This is a genomic window from Acinetobacter modestus, assembly GCF_014636095.1.
GTDB classification, from domain to species: Bacteria; Pseudomonadota; Gammaproteobacteria; order Pseudomonadales; family Moraxellaceae; genus Acinetobacter; species Acinetobacter modestus.
The window spans coordinates 105,463-123,114 of record NZ_BMDV01000007.1 but is presented as its reverse complement, the minus strand read 5'-3'; the positions used below and the strand labels follow the sequence as shown (position 1 = coordinate 123,114).

Sequence of the window (17,652 nt, the reverse complement as noted above, 5' to 3'; positions counted from 1 at the left end):
TACTTTCCAGTTAAAACTTCATGCTCATACGCATCCAGTAATTACGTCCTATATTATTGAACTGCTCACTGGCACCATAACCAAACATCGAAGCACCCGCTTTATTGAGATGCTCGGTATAGGTTTTATCTAGTACGTTATCGACACCCACTGATACATCAACTGCATCTGTCAACTTATAGGTCCCATTCAAGGCCAAAGTGTTAAATGCTTTGCTTTGGTTCAAATCATAGCCAACCACATTACCCTCATTGAGACTAATACGATTTTGTTTTGCAACCACACGCCATAATAATCCTAAGCTATATTTCTCATCGATATAACGTAAATTCAAACGTCCTTCTAATGGTGCGATTTGCGGTAAAGCTCGATCATCAGACGTATTTTCACCCCATGCATACATGGTTGAAAGATCAGCTTGGAAATGATCTGTAAATTGATAACCGACTCCTGCTTCAGCACCTGCAATCGTTGCATCCACATTACGAGCTAAAGGATAACGTGCGTTTGAACCGTTATATTGCAATAAAATAAAATCTTTGATTAAACCTGCATAAGCTGATGCCCATGCACTCCAAGCACCATGTTCAGCTTGGAAGCCAAGGTCAAGTTGTGCCGTACGCTCAGTTTTGAGATTATCTAAATTATCTAGCATACGATAGGTCGTTACACCATTGATTGTTGAAATGATGCCTCGATCTGTCGAAGTACTATACAACTCCCAAAAATCAGGAATTCGTTCTACGTAACCTAGGCCTGCATAGGTTTTTAATCCATGCTCAGGTAGATTTTTCTCTAGACGTATAAAACCGCTTGGTAAAGTATCTTTACGATTCTTACCATCTTCAAGATTATTAATCTTTATTTGATCGATGCGTGCGCCCGCAACTAATTTCTGATCTGGATTAAATGCATAAGTCCATTCACTAAATGCACCATAAGATTGAAATTTCAAATCTTCAGCATAAGGCGAATTCATTGATGGCATGGCATACATGACCATATCACCACCATGCTTATTCTGCTGCGTATCTACACCTGAAATGACGCTAAATTTATCCCAATCTGTCGTTACAGCTAAACGGGTATTTAAAGTACGACGATCAACCCGCATCGACATTTTATTCGGCACAGTCATATCCATTCCGTGCATGTTCATTGTCGTCATTGGCGGCGTACGTAAGCTAAAATTATCCATTACATGATCGTTATAGCTGTAGTCCACTTGGGCTTCAACTTTCTTGATCACCTCTGTAATATTTTTCTGTTCAGCGTGTAGTCCAAGGCTTTCTCGTTTAAATTGCGAACCATCCATGCTACGGCCAGCGTAGGCAGCCTCACCATCACCTTTACCTGCACGCAATTCTAACCAAGAATCATCTGTTGGCTTCCAGCCCAATGCCAAGTCAGTATTCCAGCGCTCCCAATTTGAATGAATGCTTTTATCGTCGCCATCTTTGTAATCATCTGCAACAGAACGATTAGCATTTAAACGAGCATATTTGGTTTCATCGCCAATTGCCGCTTCAATATTATGATCTAGACGACCATATGAACCCATCAAAACACTGGCTTGGCCACGATAAGGCTGTTCTTTGCTGAGATTTTCAGGTTGACGCTGAAAAATGACAGTTGCAGCCGAACCAGGTGTTGCGTACTGAACAGTTTGCGGCCCTTTAATCACCGTAATTTTATCAAAGCTTTCTGGCTGAATATAAGAGGTTGGTGCATCCATACGATTCGGGCACGCACCTAAATTTTCACTACCATCAACCAACATTTTAATCCGTGAACCAAACATGCCACGGAACGTCACATCACCATTCGTTCCACCATTTTTAATGGCACTAAACCCCATAATATTTTGTAAATAGTCTGCACCGTCCGTTGCAGGAATAGGTTGAATTGCTTGCTTAGGATCAGCATGAATAATCAATCCATTTGCATCATTTGGCTGCTGTGCTGTAACGACAATAGGTGCTAATACAACAGGGGTTTTATCGGACTGAATATCCATATTTGCCCATAATAATGTGCTATTTGAGGCAGCAAGAATCGCAACCGTAAGGGGCTGTAATAAAAATTTAGTTTGAGCCATGATTGGTCTCTCTTAAAACATAAGTAAAACTAGGCTAGAGTTTTGAAAACCCTAATGAAATTGACGTTTTAATTTATGCAAAGAGTGGCGGTGCTCGCCCTTGAGGTAATAAGAATAGCCGTTGCAGTGCAAAATAAACATGCTTAAATGCCTGTTGATACGCGACTAAACGGATTTGGATTCGGACTAAAACCTCTTTCACGCCGAATTCAGGTGGTAATACCAAATTGGCATGCACCGTACAATATTGACACTGATGATTTGGATCGTGATGGTCATGTTTCGACATCAGGCTTTGATGTTGTTCAAGCTGATGTGAATGATGATGCATATTGTGCGATACAGACTGCTGTTCAGCTTTTAATTTAGGCAACAATAACGCTTGGGTAATCGTTTCACAGACGGGTGCAATCTGATATTGCTTCGGGAGCAGTGGCTGCAAAAACACCGCAATCTGTAAACAGACTGCGGTGAATGCAAGCATTAAACCACTACGAAACAATAAGGGCACTTTTAATAACCGAAAAACATTTGTTAACGTTTAACCGCAACTTTTTCTTTATCGCGTTGACGTACAACTTTTTCAACTTTCTCACGTGCACGTTGACGTTTCAATGGCGATAAATAGTCTACAAACAGTTTTCCATTTAAGTGATCCATTTCATGTTGGATACAAACTGCGAGAAGTTCGTCAGCTTCTATTTCAAATGCTTGACCTTCAAGGTTAATTGCCTCGATTTTTACGCGTGACGGACGCTCAACTTTATCGTATATTTGAGGCACAGAGAGACAGCCTTCTTCGTACGGCTGTGTCTCTACGGTCAGTGGAGTGACTTTGGGGTTAATGAACACCATCGGTTGGTTTTTCTCTTCAGAGATGTCCATAACAATAAGCTGAATATGATGATCAACCTGAGTTGCCGCTAAACCTATACCCGGTGCCTCGTACATGGTTTCAAACATATCTGCTGCAAGCTGACGAATATCATCAGTGACTTCTTCGACTGGCTTAGCAATGGTACGAAGACGGGGATCAGGAAAACTTAAAATAGGTAATAAGGCCATACCGTTCCTCATTTATGCCATTGATCAGAAAACCAACTGAAGGGAATGCTTGATCAAAAAATTGTGTGTAAAGTCGTTATTATAACGCAACTACACACATAATTTTTAGGAATTATGATAATGAAAAAGGTTTTAAACGGCATACCATCATTTCATGCCTTGGGGTTAAAAAAACAACTGATTGCTGCTGCAATTTGTGCAGGATTAGGCATGAGCATAAACCTTACTCATGCAGCAAGCCCTAACGCAAACCCACCATCCGTAAAAGCGGGTGCACCACATGTCTATGTGGTGAAAAAGGGGGATACGCTTTGGGATATTTCAGGCAAATTTTTAAGCAAGCCTTGGCGCTGGCCTGAAATTTGGGCAAGCAATAAACATGTCAAGAATCCACATTGGATTTATCCTGGTGATCGCTTGCTACTTTGTAGTTTGAACGGTAAACCACTGATTGGTAAAGATGAAGGTGATGGTTGTGACGGTATTATTCGTCGTTACTCTGGCAATACTTCTACTTTACGTCCAAAAGTTCGTATTGAAGCTTTGAACAATAGCGTCCCTGTTATTCCATTAGCTGATATTCAACAATGGTTAGAACGAACTTCTGTACTTCCAGCGAGTGCGATTAGCGATACACCTTATGTCTTGGGTACAGCGGATAATCGTGTACTTGCAGGCAAAGGCCAGAGCATTTATGTACGTGGTCAAGGTATCGAAAATGGTCAACGTTATGGCGTATACCGTGAAGGTGAACCATATATCGTGCTTGATGAAAAAGGGAAGAAACAAAATCTAGGTGTTGAGCTCACGCAAGTCGCTTCTGGTGTTGCGATTACCAATGAAAAAGACATTACAACCTTTGAATTAACTGATAGTTATACTGGTGAAGTACGCCGTGGCGATCGTGTGATGCTTGAACAAGAAGCCATGTTACCTACGTTATTCTACCCAACTGAACCAAATCAGGTGAAAGATGGCGGTAAAGTCATCCGTGTCATGGGGTCTATAGGTACAGCTGCGAAAAATGGTGTAGTCACTGTTGACCGTGGTACAGCAGATGGCATTGAAATCGGACAAGTTTTTAGTACGTACCAAGATGGCGAAACTGTTCGTGATCCAAAGACCAAAGAAAGTATAAAATTACCAGGTCAATATGTTGGTAGTATTATGATTTTCAAAAGTTTTGATCGCATCAGCTACGGCTATGTTTTAGAAAGTGAATTACCAATTAAAATTGGTTCAAATATCAAGCCACCTCGTCTTGATAACTAAACGCTAGTTAGAAATGTTGAATCAGTTACTACCCCATCATTATCATACTGTGTTGGTGTGGTATCTGGTTCAACACTCGCTTTCTAGTTTTCAAAAAATTCGAAACTATTTCGGTAGTTGTACGGAAGCAGTCAAAACACATCGACTTTCTGAATGGCAACAGCTCGGTTTACACAAAAATCATTTAAAACGTCTAGAAGAATTCCAAACCCCACATGGGAAACAGCAATTTGACCATATGGTTCAATTGATTTGTAAGCATACTGATTTTATTTTAACCCCTGAAGATATTGACTACCCTACTCAACTTTTACCTTATTCTGATCATCCTCCTATTTTATTTGGTCAAGGTCAGCCACAAGCATTATTACAGCCCCAAATTGCTATGGTTGGAAGTCGAAAGCCGAGCCCTCATGGACGACAAGTTGCTTATGATTTTGCGTATTATTTAAGTGAAAAAGGTTTTTATATTAGCAGCGGTTTAGCCCACGGAATTGATGAAGCGGCTCATCGTGGTGGTTTAGCCCATCATCGGACAATCGCAGTGACTGGAACAGGTTTAGACACAGTTTATCCAGCACAAAATAGCAAACTAGCCCAAGAAATTATTCAAACAGGTGCACTCGTAACTGAGTTTCTTCCGACTACCCCACCTTTACAGCAGCATTTTCCACGCCGTAATCGCATCGTTAGCGGTTTAAGTCTTGGTGTTTTGGTTGTAGAAGCCGCTCTGAAAAGTGGTTCACTGATCACAGCAAATGAAGCAGCCAATCAAGGGAAAATGGTATTTGCCATTCCTGGACATATTTACAGTGAGCATCATCAAGGCTGTCATCAATTAATTCGTGAAGGTGCAACTTTAGTTGATCATCCAGAACAAATTATTGAAGATCTAGCCTTACCTACTCAATGGCAAGTACAACAACAAATTCCAGAAGAACCTTTAACCATCACGACAAGCTTACCAACGCATTTGATTGCTCTTTATCAAAGTCTCGACTGGGTTGGACAAGACTTGGATGAACTTGCTCAACGTCATCCAATTCCGATCGCAGAACTCACAGCCCAATTAATGGAATTAGAATTACTCGGTTTCTGTATACAACAGGGCGGTCGCTATTTACGTTGTCGTCCAATTCATTAAAATAACCTATCTTTGTCGCTAAACATAATCCCATGATTACCTCATCAATTTCGGAAGCAGCACAGCTTTTGAAGCAAGGACAAGTTCTTGCTTATCCAACAGAAGCTGTTTGGGGCTTAGGCTGCGATCCATTCAATCAACAAGCTTTTCAAAACATTCTTGAGCTAAAACATCGTCCAATTGAAAAAGGAGTCATTTTATTGGCGGGTCACTTAGGGCAAGTTGAGCATTTGTTACAAAGCTTAGCTCCAAAGATACGTAAGCAAGTGATTGATAGTTGGACAGATCGTGTAGTAACTGAACGAGCGACCACATGGTTACTCCCCGCTGATGAGCACATTCCTATTTGGATTAAAGGTCAACATCCTTTGGTTGCTGTACGTGTAACCACGCATCCTTTATGCGTCAAACTCTGTAATGCTTTTGGCGGCTTTATTGTATCGACCAGTGCCAATCCCGCGGGACTAAACCCAGCACAGAATTTAGAACAAGCTCAAGGTTATTTTGGTACATCCCTGAATTATTTAGAGGGTGATTTAGGACTTAGCCAAGAACCTAGTCGAATTCTCAACGCTTTAACAGGTGAAGTAATTCGCGCTTAATTATGTAAATAGTGAATAAAAAAAAGCTCAGTTATATAGGGATAACTGAGCATAAAAAGGATGTGCATAATCACATCCAGAGGGTCTGCAAATTGGTTGAGTATATTCATCGTTAAAAATGAATCTAGCTACTCTGAAAGCTATTATGGATCAATCATTTGATTTATACAAATATATTATTTATCTAACAAAAAATGTGAAAAGCGTACCATTTTTGTCAGTTTTAAAATTTCAATAAAATTATATTTCTATTTTTATTCAGCTTTTTTTTGATCATAAATTTAGTAAATCTTAAAAATATATTTGCAAATCATATAGAAAGCACAGTCATCAAAAAATATTTTTGGTGCGTTTGTTGATATTTTAAACAAACGCACCAAAAATAACTTTCGCTGGCGGAACCACGCAGTCTGGGGACATAACCTGTTTCCTAGAAACGGATGGTAAGACTATGTATCGCGGCAAATGCAACATAATGTACAGTTTGTCAACCCCCGAATTTGTTTTACCAATTAAAAATCCTGAAGATGGCGAAAAACTACGCTTTAATATTTCCATGGTAGAATTGTACAAAGATAATGGTTTATTTACTCACGCTGAATTCCTTACCCCATCAAAGAAAGAACTGGGATGCTGGTCCACCATAAATTAAAACCCTTATAATGCAGAAATCCGTAACATCAAATTCTTTGCATGGTGATTAAATGAAAAACGTCATTCTAGCTGCATTATTACTTTTACCTGTCACTACATTTGCCAGTAGTGAACTCTATTGCAAGATTGAGTTAAAAGGTAAAGGTTCTTACCAAGGCCCTTGTACCCGCACTAACAAGGGTCGTGATGGTAGCTTCTTTGTTACTCATCCAGACTTTGCTAAGAAGTTAAAGGTCAATGGTATTGGTGTACATGCCATGGCTAATGATTACGCTATGATCGAAAGTGCGAGCGATTATGGTTATGGTAAAGTCCTAGGCGTTGCTTATGCGACAACTGATAAGGATGGAAAGCTCACACTAAAAGGTGATGGGATTAAATTCTGGATCGGCAGTAAATAAAACTAATGTGGAGTTTTACATAAGCTCCACATCCTTTTTTCACATTTAGGATGCAGATTCAGCCAGCGGAGCCAATGCTTTAACCGTTTTCTTCTGCGCCATAATGATCCCCATCAGGATCATCAGACCGCCAATGGTATGATAAATCGTCCAATGCTCAGATAGCCATACACTTGCAATAATTGCAGTAAATACAGGCATCAAATTCATAAAAATACTAGTACGGTTTGGACCAATGGTTTGTACAGCAATCATCCATAATAAAGGTGCGATCAACGATGGAAAAATGCCGGCATACAATACACTTGCTGCATTATCTACATTAATTGCATCTAAGCCCAACCAAAGTAGAAATGGAAGATGGTATAGCAACGCAAAAGCGATTTGGATATAGAGACTGGTCATCAATGGCAATTGTACTTGCCATTTTTTTAGAAAGACGCCATAAAATGCATAAAAGCCTACAGCCAAGACCATGACAGCATCTCCCCAATGTCCTCCTTGGTCAAATAAGCGAGAGAAATGCCCTTGGCTCATCACATAAAGTAGGCCAAAAAATGATAAGAAACTGCCAAAAATCGCAAATCGATTTGGCTTATCTTTTAAAATAATATAGGAAATAAAAATGGTAAAAACTGGAACAAAGGCATTTACAATACCCATATTTGTTGCAGTGGTATAATGTGCTGCTGTATAAGAAAGCCCTTGATACAACACCATTCCAAAAGCGCTAAGAACTGCTAATTTAGGAATATATGGGCGAATCAAAGCTCGCTGTTTCCATACTTTAGGCAACATAAATGGTGTCAAAATGAGAAAGGCAACAAACCAACGATAAAAACTAATACTGACGGGTGAAATATAGTCCGCAACATAACGAGTCACTGCAATATTTAACGACCAAATTAAGACTGCTATCAATGGCAGTACAAATGCCCATTTTTGGTATCTACTTAACTGAGTCATCAGCCATCTCACAATATTTCTGGATTAGGAATATTCTGAAAGATGTCTAAAATAATTGAAATATCGTATTTCAGACATTTATATCGCGGTTAGGACATTAGAACTCAAACAACTCCCAGCTACGCATCGCATGTTCTACTACTTTATGCAGTTGTTTAACAGTAGCACCATCACGTGCTTGAATGGTCAGCCCTTGTAATACCGTTGTATAGAAATCTGCTATTTCTTGAAGTGGCGCAGTTCTGTTAATGTCTCCATTTTCAACACCTTGTTGTAAACGTTCTAACATTTTTTGCTTAGTCTTCAACCTTTTTTCAAGAATATTATGTTGCACCTCCTGAGCATTATCCGAACAGTTCATCGTTGCAACCACTAACATACAACCTGCTGGTTTATTGGGTTGTGCTAAACGCTGTACATTTTCATAAAGAAAGAGCTCAAATGCGACTTTAGCTGTTTTTGCTTCTAAAAATATTGCTTCAATCGGACATGCCTCATGCGCCAGATAATAGTCAATACACTGATAAAAAAGCCCCGTTTTATCGCCAAAACTGCTGTACAAACTCGGTGCGGTTAGTTGTAAAGCATGTGTTAAATCACTGATTGAAGTTGCTTCATAACCATGTTCCCAAAACAGTAACATTGCCTTTTCTAAAGCTTGTTGCTCATTAAAACATTTAGGGCGACCACGCTTTTTTTTTGCATTGTCATCGCATGGTATGGCGATGGACTCATGGGTATTTTTCATAAATGCCGCAGATATTTTCATAACGATCACTATTAAATTAATTGACGCATCGTTTTTTATCAACTATTTTATTTAATAACGATCGTTATAAAAAACTAAATGCTATTTAAAATTTATTGTTATCCTTATAACAATAAAGAGAATTTCTTATGCAAAACCCTAACCCTCCCAAAATATATCCCAGTACATCAACAGAAACTCAAGGCAGTTGGTATGCCATTTTAGCTGTTGCAATTGGTGCATTTGCTCTCGTCACCAGTGAGTTCTTACCTGTGGGGGTACTCAATAGTGTTGCAACTGACTTGCATATTTCTGTTGGTACGGCTGGCTTAATCATTACTTTACCTGGAGTCATGGCCGCATTTGCTGCACCTCTGCTGCCTATTTTTGTTAAACAACTTGATCGACGCTATGTTTTAATCTTTCTTACCGCAATCATGGTGGTTGCCAATACGATTACTGCATTTGCGGATAGCTTTAATCTACTCTTAGTGAGCCGTTTGGTGCTCGGAATTGCGATTGGTGGCTTTTGGGCAACAGCAATTGCCCTAAGTGGCAAACTTGCACCTGCAAAACTTCCAATTGCCAAAGCAACGGCGGTGGTCATGGCAGGTGTAACATTTGCAACGGTATTAGGTGTACCTATCGGCACTTGGCTCAGTGAGTTTTATGGTTGGCGTAGCGCATTTGGCATTACCGCAGCAATTGGCTTGATCGTGCTGTTATTACAAATCATCTTCTTGCCAAAGTTAACTCCCGACGCTGCCATTCATTTACGTGATCTACCGGCTTTACTCAGAATTCCGAAAGCACGTAGTGGTATGTTGATCGTACTTTTAATTGGTCTTGCACATTTTTGTGCTTATAGTTATCTAGCACCTTTTTTCAAAAATATCGCAGGATTTGATGGCACAACCATCAGCTCATTACTACTGCTATATGGCATTGCAGGTATTTTCGGGAACGCTTTTGCAGGCTACAGTGGTAACTTAAATGTTCGCTACACACTCGCCTTTGTCGGCATCTGTTTCGCAATCGTATTCTTTGGTTTCCCCCTCTTTGCAATTCACGAATTTGGTGCGATTGTATTAACTGCACTATGGGGCTTTGCTTTTGGCGCATTTCCAACTTCAGCAAATATTTGGATGTTTGTTCACGCACCGAATGCGGTCGAGAAAGGTATGCCACTATTTGTGTGTATGTTCCAAGTTATGATCGCTATTGGGTCATTATTAGGGGGATATGTAGTTGATTACTTCAATGAAAATATCTTAATTTATGGTGTGATCAGCTTTGTTGTCTTAGCATTAATCAGTATTTTCACCTTAGCAAAAGGTTTGAACAATCCTAAAGTCACTTGTGAAAATTAAATGAGAACCCCGAATGAAGTATGATGAGACTGAAAAATTCTCTTTTTTAAATGGTATCGAAGTACATGAATTTCTTTATCAGAAAGATGATGTTGTCAGTCCACACTCTTCACTTTGGGGTGATTTTAATTTTAGTTTAAATGGTACTTTAGAGTTCGATATTGAGGGCAAATATTATTTATCTCCGCCTAGCTATGGATTATGGTTACCGCCACACACTGGGCATCAATCGCTACCTGTTGAACATGAAATTCATTATATTTGCATTCGATTACATCCCAAATTTGGAAGATTTCTAGGGGACGTTTGTCGTTGTTTTAGTATTGAACCTTTTTTCCGTGCGTTAGTTATTCAAATTTTAGAACAACAAAAGAGTAAGAGTTCTCCTGAATATCTCGAGCATTTACTGCAAGTTTTATTTGACCAATTGAAGCAAGCGCCAGCACATTCTCACTATTTACCTCAAAGCAATCACCCAGTCTTAGCACCGATCTTAGAAAAACTTGCGGATCCTGAACAATTCAATATGAGCCTTCAACAAGTGCTATATAACTTTACGGTCAGTGAGCGCCATGTGTTACGGCTGAGCCAACAAGAATTGCAACTCTCTCTGTCAGAATGGCGCAATCGAGCCAAAATTATTTTTGCAATCAATCAAATTCGTCAAGGCATGACCATTAAACAATTGGCATATACTTTAGGTTATCACCATAGCTCTAGCTTTATTGAATTCTTCAAACGCTATACAGGACAGACCCCTATTCAACTCAAAAATGCCTCGATATAAATGCAAGATGTGCTTTTGCTCATAATTTGTATAGATTCATATCAAGAGGATTGCACTCTACGAAATTAGCAGTTAAAACAAACAAGTCTTTTCACAACAACAAATTAGGATGTATTCCATGAGCCAGTCGGTTTATCACATTCCAGTTAAAGATATTAAAGGTCAAGACGTTGATCTTGATCAATATCAAGGTAAAGTTCTACTAATTGTTAACGTAGCCTCAAAATGTGGCTTAACCCCACAGTACGAAGGCCTAGAAAAACTTTATCAAGCGAAAAAAGATCAGGGCTTAGAAATTTTAGGCTTCCCTGCAAATAACTTCTTAGAGCAAGAACCAGGGACAAATGATGAAATCGAACAATTCTGTTCACTCAACTATGACGTCCACTTCCCTTTATTTGCAAAAATCTCTGTTGCAGGTGAAGATAAACATCCTTTATATCAAACACTCATACAAGCAATTCCAGAACGTCTTGGTGAAGGCCCTTGGTGGAAAGACCTCGTTGATTATGGCTTAACACCAAACAATCCGCCTGAAGTACTTTGGAATTTTGAAAAATTCTTAGTCAATAAAAATGGGGAAATCGTAGCGCGTTTTGCACCTGACATTACCGCAGATGATGAACGTATCGTCACTGCGATTGAAGCTGAATTAGCAAAATAAATTTTATAAGTTTATAGAAAAGAATAGCTTATCTATTCTTTTCTATTTTAAATATTAAATCCAATTTCTATAGATTTCATCTCGCAAAATGTTGGTGAATTGCAACAATCACTTTTTTCTTCATTTTTTATCATTATAGTGCTCGCTTCTCATAAGCTAGTATCTTTTTGCCATGATGGAAAATTTATCTATCAAAGCCACTTTATCAACCATAACACTTTTGGCAGCATCGTTTTTACTTACAGCTTGCGATCAGACTCCACCAGAAAATAGCTATTTAGAAAAAAATAGTGAATTCGAGCAACCATCAGCGCGAGATGGAGAAAAAGAGATGATGAGTAAGACTACAATTTCAGAAGAGGAAAATTTAAGTAATGGCAATATGCTGAATATTGCTCGAGATATCGCAAAATTACAGTTCGAAACAGATGATTATGTGACTTTATTAAAGCAATCACAGAATAGCCTTGAGCAAGCAATTCAAGATAAAAACACCCGTCAATTACAACATGCTGCGGGCGATTTAAAACAAGAACTGCATGGCCTGCATGATACTTTACTGTCTCTTAATTTAAAAAGTCATGAAGTTAATCAAATCCGTCAGAGCCTACTTTCCGCAAATCAACAGTTATTGACGATGCCACTGTTACATGGTCAAACAGATCTTAGTAAAATTGACTTTGCTAAAATTGAAAAACAATTCAATACGATTCAAATGAATATGGTAAAACTTGCTAGCCTAGTACTCAATAACAGTACTGTATCAAACAATACAAAGGCCTAACCCCAAATCTGTTTTTTAAATCAAGGTTGAGTCATATCAGCATATTTTGGATAGCGCGGTTCTGAATTACATCATTCTGATCCTGTTGCGGCAACTGCTCGCGGTGCATACCATACTGAGTCATCTGTTTATACTTTTCGAGCTCAGCATTTATCAAACTGACCCGTTGTTTTAATTCGACTGACATAAACTGATTGGATTGCGCTAATGCAACCCAACCTGCTTGTACTCTGCGCTTGGGATTTTCATCTGCTAATTGTTTTTGCATCCAGATATGTAATTGGTATGCACGTTGATGCGCTTCAAATTTATAAGCAAACAACGTCGTAGAAATCACCGCTTCAGAGATCCGCCCCATCAATTTCATTTCAATCTGTCGCAGTTGATAAGCATATATATCAACACGATATTTTAATAAATATTGATTAAACCACTCAGCAAAATCAATCAATAAATCCATAAGTTGATTTCGTTGCATCAATAATTGTTGTTTTTGTTGTAAAGGTTTACGTCTTTCAATTTTTTGTACTCGCCAAGTCCGATATATCGCCAGACTTCCCACTACAAAAGCGCCAATTGAGCCCGTTACAACACCACCAATTGCAGCACCGATTGCTAAACTATTTTTCATCATTGACTGAGGCTGTGAATAAGGACGGATTTGTTTTCCTTGTATGGAATTAAAATTACGATATACCGCAAATCCAGTGTTCATGAGTGGAATGGGTAAATAACCATCCACGCCAACTGGATAGTTCAAGCTTACTTGTGCCGTTCGTTGTACCGCTTCAAAACTGAGTGCTAAGTCTGCAAAAATTGAAGAATACTTTTCCTGCAAATGTGCTAATTCAATATTCACGATAATGGCGATATGTGGATGTTGCTGCGCAAATTGTTCAATCGCACCAACATCTAAACTACACTTCACCTGCATTGGTGTTCCATCAACAATCAAATCGAAACCAGATAAATGTGAATGTTCAGCAAATTCAATCGCATGACCTTGTTGACTTAAATTATAAGCCACTTGTTGTTTTGCTAAATAGGAAGACAAATGCTTTAAAGCTGCATCGTGATCATAATCAGGAGCTGGAATTTGTTTTAAATTATAAAATGTATCTACATCGTTCTCTGATGCAGCAACTAAAGCATCTAGAATCAGTGGATTAATCTGTAGATAATTCCAAATAAAACCAAGCGTATAATTTGCAGTATTGATACCACTAACAATTTTTAAATCCCGATTTGTTAAAATTGTCTTTAAAGCGGTATTGGCAGATTTATGACGATCAAGATTAACGATAATTTCTTGATTACTTAGAAGCTTAGGTGCATCTTCAATGATATTTTTAGAATAAGGAAGAATAAACTCATCGGTAATTAACCAATCATTGAAAGAATTCCCAGCTTGTTTTAAACGCTTCTGCAAACCAAAAAATGGCGTTGCGTGCATCGAATCAGATTGCATAGACTCAGGCAATATCAATGAAACAGCCCATTGGGTAAAGTGCTCGTGTTTACTTTGTTGCTGTATCTGATCTACGTCACCTAAGTATTGTAATGCTTCAATGGCATCACTATTTTTCAGTTGGCTAGATGAATGATTTCGATTTAATAAACAATAAATAAAATCATAGCGGACTTCTTCCAATTGCACCGCTTGTTGTTTGAATACTTTCTGATAGATCTCAATTGCAGAAGACCAATCTTCTATAGCTTTATAAGACTTTGCCAGCACAAGTTGAATGTCAATTTGATGATATTGCTCATGTAATTGTTTTAAAATATTAAGTTTCTGAGGGCTTTCTTTGCATTTTTCTAAATGAATCGCTATATCATGTAAATCTTCTTGATTAAACGATTGATCTGCATACTGCAAACGAAATGCTAGGCACTGTTCAAACCATGCAAAACGATGAGCATGTTGCTTATATTTAGGAATAAAAGTACGAATAATTAGCTCGATCAAGCGTAATGAACATACAATCTCATCAGTTGTATGATGCTGAAAATGCCATATTTTAGGCAGAGTCAGCTGAAGCAAGTGGGAATAAAAGCCTGCTGTTAATTCTGGCTGAGCTAATGTAACAAGCTTCAGTTGATCTCTAACTGATAAATGATGCCCTTGTTGCTCAATGCGATCTAAACGCAACTTTAAGACATTACTTGCTAACATACTTTTCCTAATCAAATTTTTATAAGTGCTATTGATTGAATAAAAATTTAGATCAAAGATTTATCTACTGCTCTAAAGCCTCATCTTATTATGTTTTTAGCAAATAAAAAAGCCACCTTTCGGTGGCTTTCTCAATCTTAAATCTGCAATTACATTGCGCGATTCTTGATTTTACGGATGGTTTCAAGCTGAGCCGCAGTTTCTGCAAGCGCAGCAAGAGCAGCAGCCGAGTCCAAATCACTCTTTTGATTTGCTAACAATTGTTCAGCTTGTTTACGAGCTTCCATAATTGCAGCTTCATCTAAGTTGTCAGCACGGATTGCAGTATCTGCAAGAACCGTAACAACATGAGGTTGAACTTCTAACACACCGCCTGATACATACACGATTTCTTCTGTACCATTTTCCAACTGAACACGGATCGGTCCCGGTTGGAGTAAAGTTACAAGTGGCGCATGCCCTGGTAAAATACCTAGCTCACCACCCGCACCTTTTGCGATTAACATCGTAACTTGTCCAGAGTAAATAGACTCTTTAACACTTACGACATCACATTGCATAGTCGCCATGAGATGATCTCCTTAAATTAGAGTTTCTCAGCTTTAGCAATCACTTCGTCAATACCACCAACCATATAGAACGCTTGTTCTGGGATGTGATCGTATTCACCAGCTAATAGACCTTTAAAGCCACGAATCGTTTCTTTAAGTGGTACTAATTTACCAGGAGCACCAGTAAACACTTCAGCTACGTGGAATGGTTGAGAGAAGAAACGTTGGATTTTACGCGCACGGTAAACAACCAATTTATCTTCTTCTGCTAACTCATCCATACCCAAGATTGCGATGATGTCTTTAAGCTCTTTATAACGTTGCAAAACGTTCTGTACAGAACGTGCAATTTCATAATGCTCAGTACCAACAACCAATGGGTCTAACTGACGTGAAGTTGAGTCAAGTGGATCGATCGCTGGGTAAATACCAGAAGATGCGATGTCACGGCTCAATACTACTGTTGCATCTAAGTGAGCAAACGTTGTTGCAGGTGATGGGTCAGTCAAGTCATCCGCAGGTACGTATACAGCTTGGATCGATGTGATCGAACCAGACTTAGTAGACGTAATACGCTCTTGAAGAACACCCATTTCTTCTGCAAGTGTCGGTTGGTAACCTACCGCAGATGGCATACGACCTAACAATGCTGATACTTCAGTACCCGCAAGTGTATAACGGTAGATGTTGTCGACGAATAATAATACGTCACGACCTTTACCATTTTCGTCTTTTTCATCACGGAAGTATTCAGCCATAGTCAAACCAGTTAACGCTACGCGTAAACGGTTACCTGGTGGCTCGTTCATCTGACCGTAGACCATTGCTACTTTGTCAAGAACGTTAGAATCTTTCATTTCGTGATAGAAGTCGTTACCTTCACGAGTACGCTCACCAACACCAGCAAACACAGATAAACCTGAGTGTGCTTTCGCGATGTTGTTGATCAACTCCATCATGTTAACGGTTTTACCAACACCCGCACCACCGAATAAACCAACTTTACCACCTTTTGCAAACGGGCAAAGTAAGTCGATGACTTTAATACCTGTTTCTAAAAGATCAGTAGAAGCTGCTTGTTCAGCATAAGAAGGCGCTTGACGGTGAATTGGCAAACGTGCTTCAGTCGCTACAGGACCTGCTTCATCAATAGGGCGACCTAAAACGTCCATAATACGACCAAGCGTAGCTGGGCCAACTGGAACAGAAATCGGTGCATTTGTACTAGTTACATTAAGACCACGTTTAAGACCTTCTGTAGAACCCATTGCGATGGTACGAACAACACCATCGCCAAGCTGTTGCTGAACTTCTAATGTAGTTTCAGTACCGTCAACTTGGAGAGCGTCATAGATCTTAGGAACGCTATTGCGCTCAAACTCGACGTCGATAACCGCGCCGATGATCTGAATGATACGACCGCTACTCATTGCTGTCTCCTCAATTCAAACTTAATAATGTTAAACGGCAGCGGCACCGCCAACGATCTCGGAAATTTCCTGAGTAATCGCGGCTTGACGCAGCTTGTTGTAAATGAGTTGTAGGTCTTTAATCAATTGTCCTGCGTTGTCCGTCGCTGCTTTCATCGCGACCATACGAGCAGATTGCTCACATGCAACGTTTTCAATCACACCTTGATAAACCATAGACTCGATATAGCGAACCAACAAACCATTTAACAATTCTTCTGCTTCTGGTTCGTAGATATAGTCCCAACCATAAGTACGGTTGAGATCATCGCCTGCTTGCGCTGGTGCTAAAGGAACAAGTTGTTCTACTTTAGGCTGTTGAGTCATTGCATTGACGAAACCATTTGAAACGAGGTAGATACGATCTAATTCGCCTTTATCAAATGCATCAAGCATTACTTGTACAGAGCCAGTTAACTGTTCCAAACTCGGCGCATCGCCAAGTTGGGTCGTTGCACCAAGCACTTTACCGCCGTAATTCTTAAAAAACGAAACCGCTTTTTGACCAATCAAAGCAAATTCAACTTCAATTGACTGCTGTTGTTGTGCTTTGACATGCTGCACAACTTTCTTGAACAAGTTAATGTTCAAGCCACCCGCCAAGCCACGATCTGAAGACACTACGATATAGCCAACACGCTTAACTGGGCGGTCAACCATATAACGGTGTTTGTATTCAGGGTTTGCTTGAACTAAGTGAGCAATTACACGGCGCATATTATCGGCATACGGACGGCCCTGAGCCATGCGCTCTTGCGCACGACGCATTTTAGAAGCAGCTACCATTTGCATCGCGCGAGTAATCTTTTGCGTGCTCTTGATACTAGCTACTTTGGCGCGAATTTCTTTTAAATTTGCCATACGCTTAACCTAGTATTCGAAAGCCCTTTCGAGCTTTCGA

17 protein-coding genes are annotated in these 17,652 nt (G+C 39.4%); 8 read left to right on the top strand and 9 right to left on the bottom strand.

Features of this window, described 5'->3' with window-relative positions:
* Positions 1–10: 10 nt before the first annotated feature.
* The 3 genes from IEV17_RS14795 to def form a co-directional block, all read right to left on the bottom strand.
* Positions 11–2,098, bottom strand: a complete 2,088-nt coding sequence (locus IEV17_RS14795) for a TonB-dependent copper receptor (RefSeq protein ID WP_004665174.1) — start codon at positions 2,096–2,098, stop codon at positions 11–13.
* A 73-nt stretch (positions 2,099–2,171) separates the two neighbouring features.
* Positions 2,172–2,582, bottom strand: coding sequence for a DUF2946 family protein (locus IEV17_RS14790; protein WP_004665175.1), 411 nt, complete (start codon positions 2,580–2,582; stop codon positions 2,172–2,174).
* A gap of 50 nt (positions 2,583–2,632) precedes the next feature.
* Entirely contained in the window at positions 2,633–3,163 is a 531-nt protein-coding gene (def, locus tag IEV17_RS14785; protein WP_004665178.1) for a peptide deformylase, read from the bottom strand.
* Positions 3,164–3,283: 120 nt separating this feature from the next.
* Between def and IEV17_RS14780 the strand changes: the two genes are divergently transcribed.
* The 4 genes from IEV17_RS14780 to IEV17_RS14765 all read left to right on the top strand — a co-directional run bounded on the left by IEV17_RS14780 (position 3,284) and on the right by IEV17_RS14765 (position 7,236).
* Positions 3,284–4,435, top strand: a complete 1,152-nt coding sequence (locus IEV17_RS14780) for a LysM peptidoglycan-binding domain-containing protein (RefSeq protein WP_004665180.1) — start codon at positions 3,284–3,286, stop codon at positions 4,433–4,435.
* A 13-nt stretch (positions 4,436–4,448) separates the two neighbouring features.
* On the top strand, positions 4,449–5,579 hold the full coding sequence (gene dprA, locus IEV17_RS14775; RefSeq protein ID WP_004665182.1) for a DNA-processing protein DprA: 1,131 nt from the start codon (positions 4,449–4,451) through the stop codon (positions 5,577–5,579).
* 32 nt (positions 5,580–5,611) lie between these two features.
* Positions 5,612–6,181, top strand: coding sequence for an L-threonylcarbamoyladenylate synthase type 1 TsaC (tsaC, locus tag IEV17_RS14770; RefSeq protein ID WP_004665183.1), 570 nt, complete (start codon positions 5,612–5,614; stop codon positions 6,179–6,181).
* A 704-nt stretch (positions 6,182–6,885) separates the two neighbouring features.
* Complete coding sequence (locus IEV17_RS14765; protein ID WP_004665185.1) at positions 6,886–7,236, top strand: hypothetical protein; 351 nt, start codon at positions 6,886–6,888, stop codon at positions 7,234–7,236.
* 45 nt (positions 7,237–7,281) lie between these two features.
* Here IEV17_RS14765 and IEV17_RS14760 read toward each other — a convergent pair whose 3' ends face one another.
* Together IEV17_RS14760 and IEV17_RS14755 are read right to left on the bottom strand one after the other, a co-directional pair.
* Positions 7,282–8,202: a DMT family transporter gene (locus IEV17_RS14760; RefSeq protein ID WP_004665186.1), complete on the bottom strand. Its 921-nt coding sequence runs from the start codon at positions 8,200–8,202 to the stop codon at positions 7,282–7,284.
* A gap of 97 nt (positions 8,203–8,299) precedes the next feature.
* Positions 8,300–8,971 (bottom strand): TetR/AcrR family transcriptional regulator, encoded by a 672-nt coding sequence (locus tag IEV17_RS14755; protein WP_004665189.1) that lies wholly within the window; start codon positions 8,969–8,971, stop codon positions 8,300–8,302.
* A gap of 128 nt (positions 8,972–9,099) precedes the next feature.
* On the opposite strand from IEV17_RS14755, the gene IEV17_RS14750 reads away from it, so the two are divergent.
* The 4 genes from IEV17_RS14750 to IEV17_RS14735 all read left to right on the top strand — a co-directional run bounded on the left by IEV17_RS14750 (position 9,100) and on the right by IEV17_RS14735 (position 12,555).
* Positions 9,100–10,320: an MFS transporter gene (locus IEV17_RS14750; protein ID WP_004665190.1), complete on the top strand. Its 1,221-nt coding sequence runs from the start codon at positions 9,100–9,102 to the stop codon at positions 10,318–10,320.
* 13 nt (positions 10,321–10,333) lie between these two features.
* The gene (locus tag IEV17_RS14745) at positions 10,334–11,107 is read left to right on the top strand and encodes an AraC family transcriptional regulator (protein ID WP_004665192.1); all 774 of its coding nucleotides are present in this window, start codon (positions 10,334–10,336) and stop codon (positions 11,105–11,107) included.
* Positions 11,108–11,225: 118 nt separating this feature from the next.
* Entirely contained in the window at positions 11,226–11,771 is a 546-nt protein-coding gene (locus tag IEV17_RS14740; RefSeq protein ID WP_004665193.1) for a glutathione peroxidase, read from the top strand.
* Positions 11,772–11,943: 172 nt separating this feature from the next.
* Positions 11,944–12,555 (top strand): PM1805 family lipoprotein, encoded by a 612-nt coding sequence (locus IEV17_RS14735; protein ID WP_004665195.1) that lies wholly within the window; start codon positions 11,944–11,946, stop codon positions 12,553–12,555.
* A 31-nt stretch (positions 12,556–12,586) separates the two neighbouring features.
* On the opposite strand, the gene IEV17_RS14730 is transcribed toward IEV17_RS14735, so the two are convergent.
* The 4 genes from IEV17_RS14730 to atpG all read right to left on the bottom strand — a co-directional run bounded on the left by IEV17_RS14730 (position 12,587) and on the right by atpG (position 17,612).
* A complete protein-coding gene (locus IEV17_RS14730) occupies positions 12,587–14,731 on the bottom strand; it encodes a hypothetical protein (protein WP_004665197.1) in 2,145 nt (714 codons plus the stop codon).
* Between the two features lie 149 nt (positions 14,732–14,880).
* Positions 14,881–15,300: a F0F1 ATP synthase subunit epsilon gene (locus IEV17_RS14725; protein ID WP_004665198.1), complete on the bottom strand. Its 420-nt coding sequence runs from the start codon at positions 15,298–15,300 to the stop codon at positions 14,881–14,883.
* A gap of 17 nt (positions 15,301–15,317) precedes the next feature.
* The gene (gene atpD, locus IEV17_RS14720; RefSeq protein ID WP_004665200.1) at positions 15,318–16,712 is read right to left on the bottom strand and encodes a F0F1 ATP synthase subunit beta; all 1,395 of its coding nucleotides are present in this window, start codon (positions 16,710–16,712) and stop codon (positions 15,318–15,320) included.
* Positions 16,713–16,742: 30 nt separating this feature from the next.
* Positions 16,743–17,612: a F0F1 ATP synthase subunit gamma gene (atpG, locus tag IEV17_RS14715; RefSeq protein ID WP_004665202.1), complete on the bottom strand. Its 870-nt coding sequence runs from the start codon at positions 17,610–17,612 to the stop codon at positions 16,743–16,745.
* Positions 17,613–17,652: the final 40 nt, after the last annotated feature.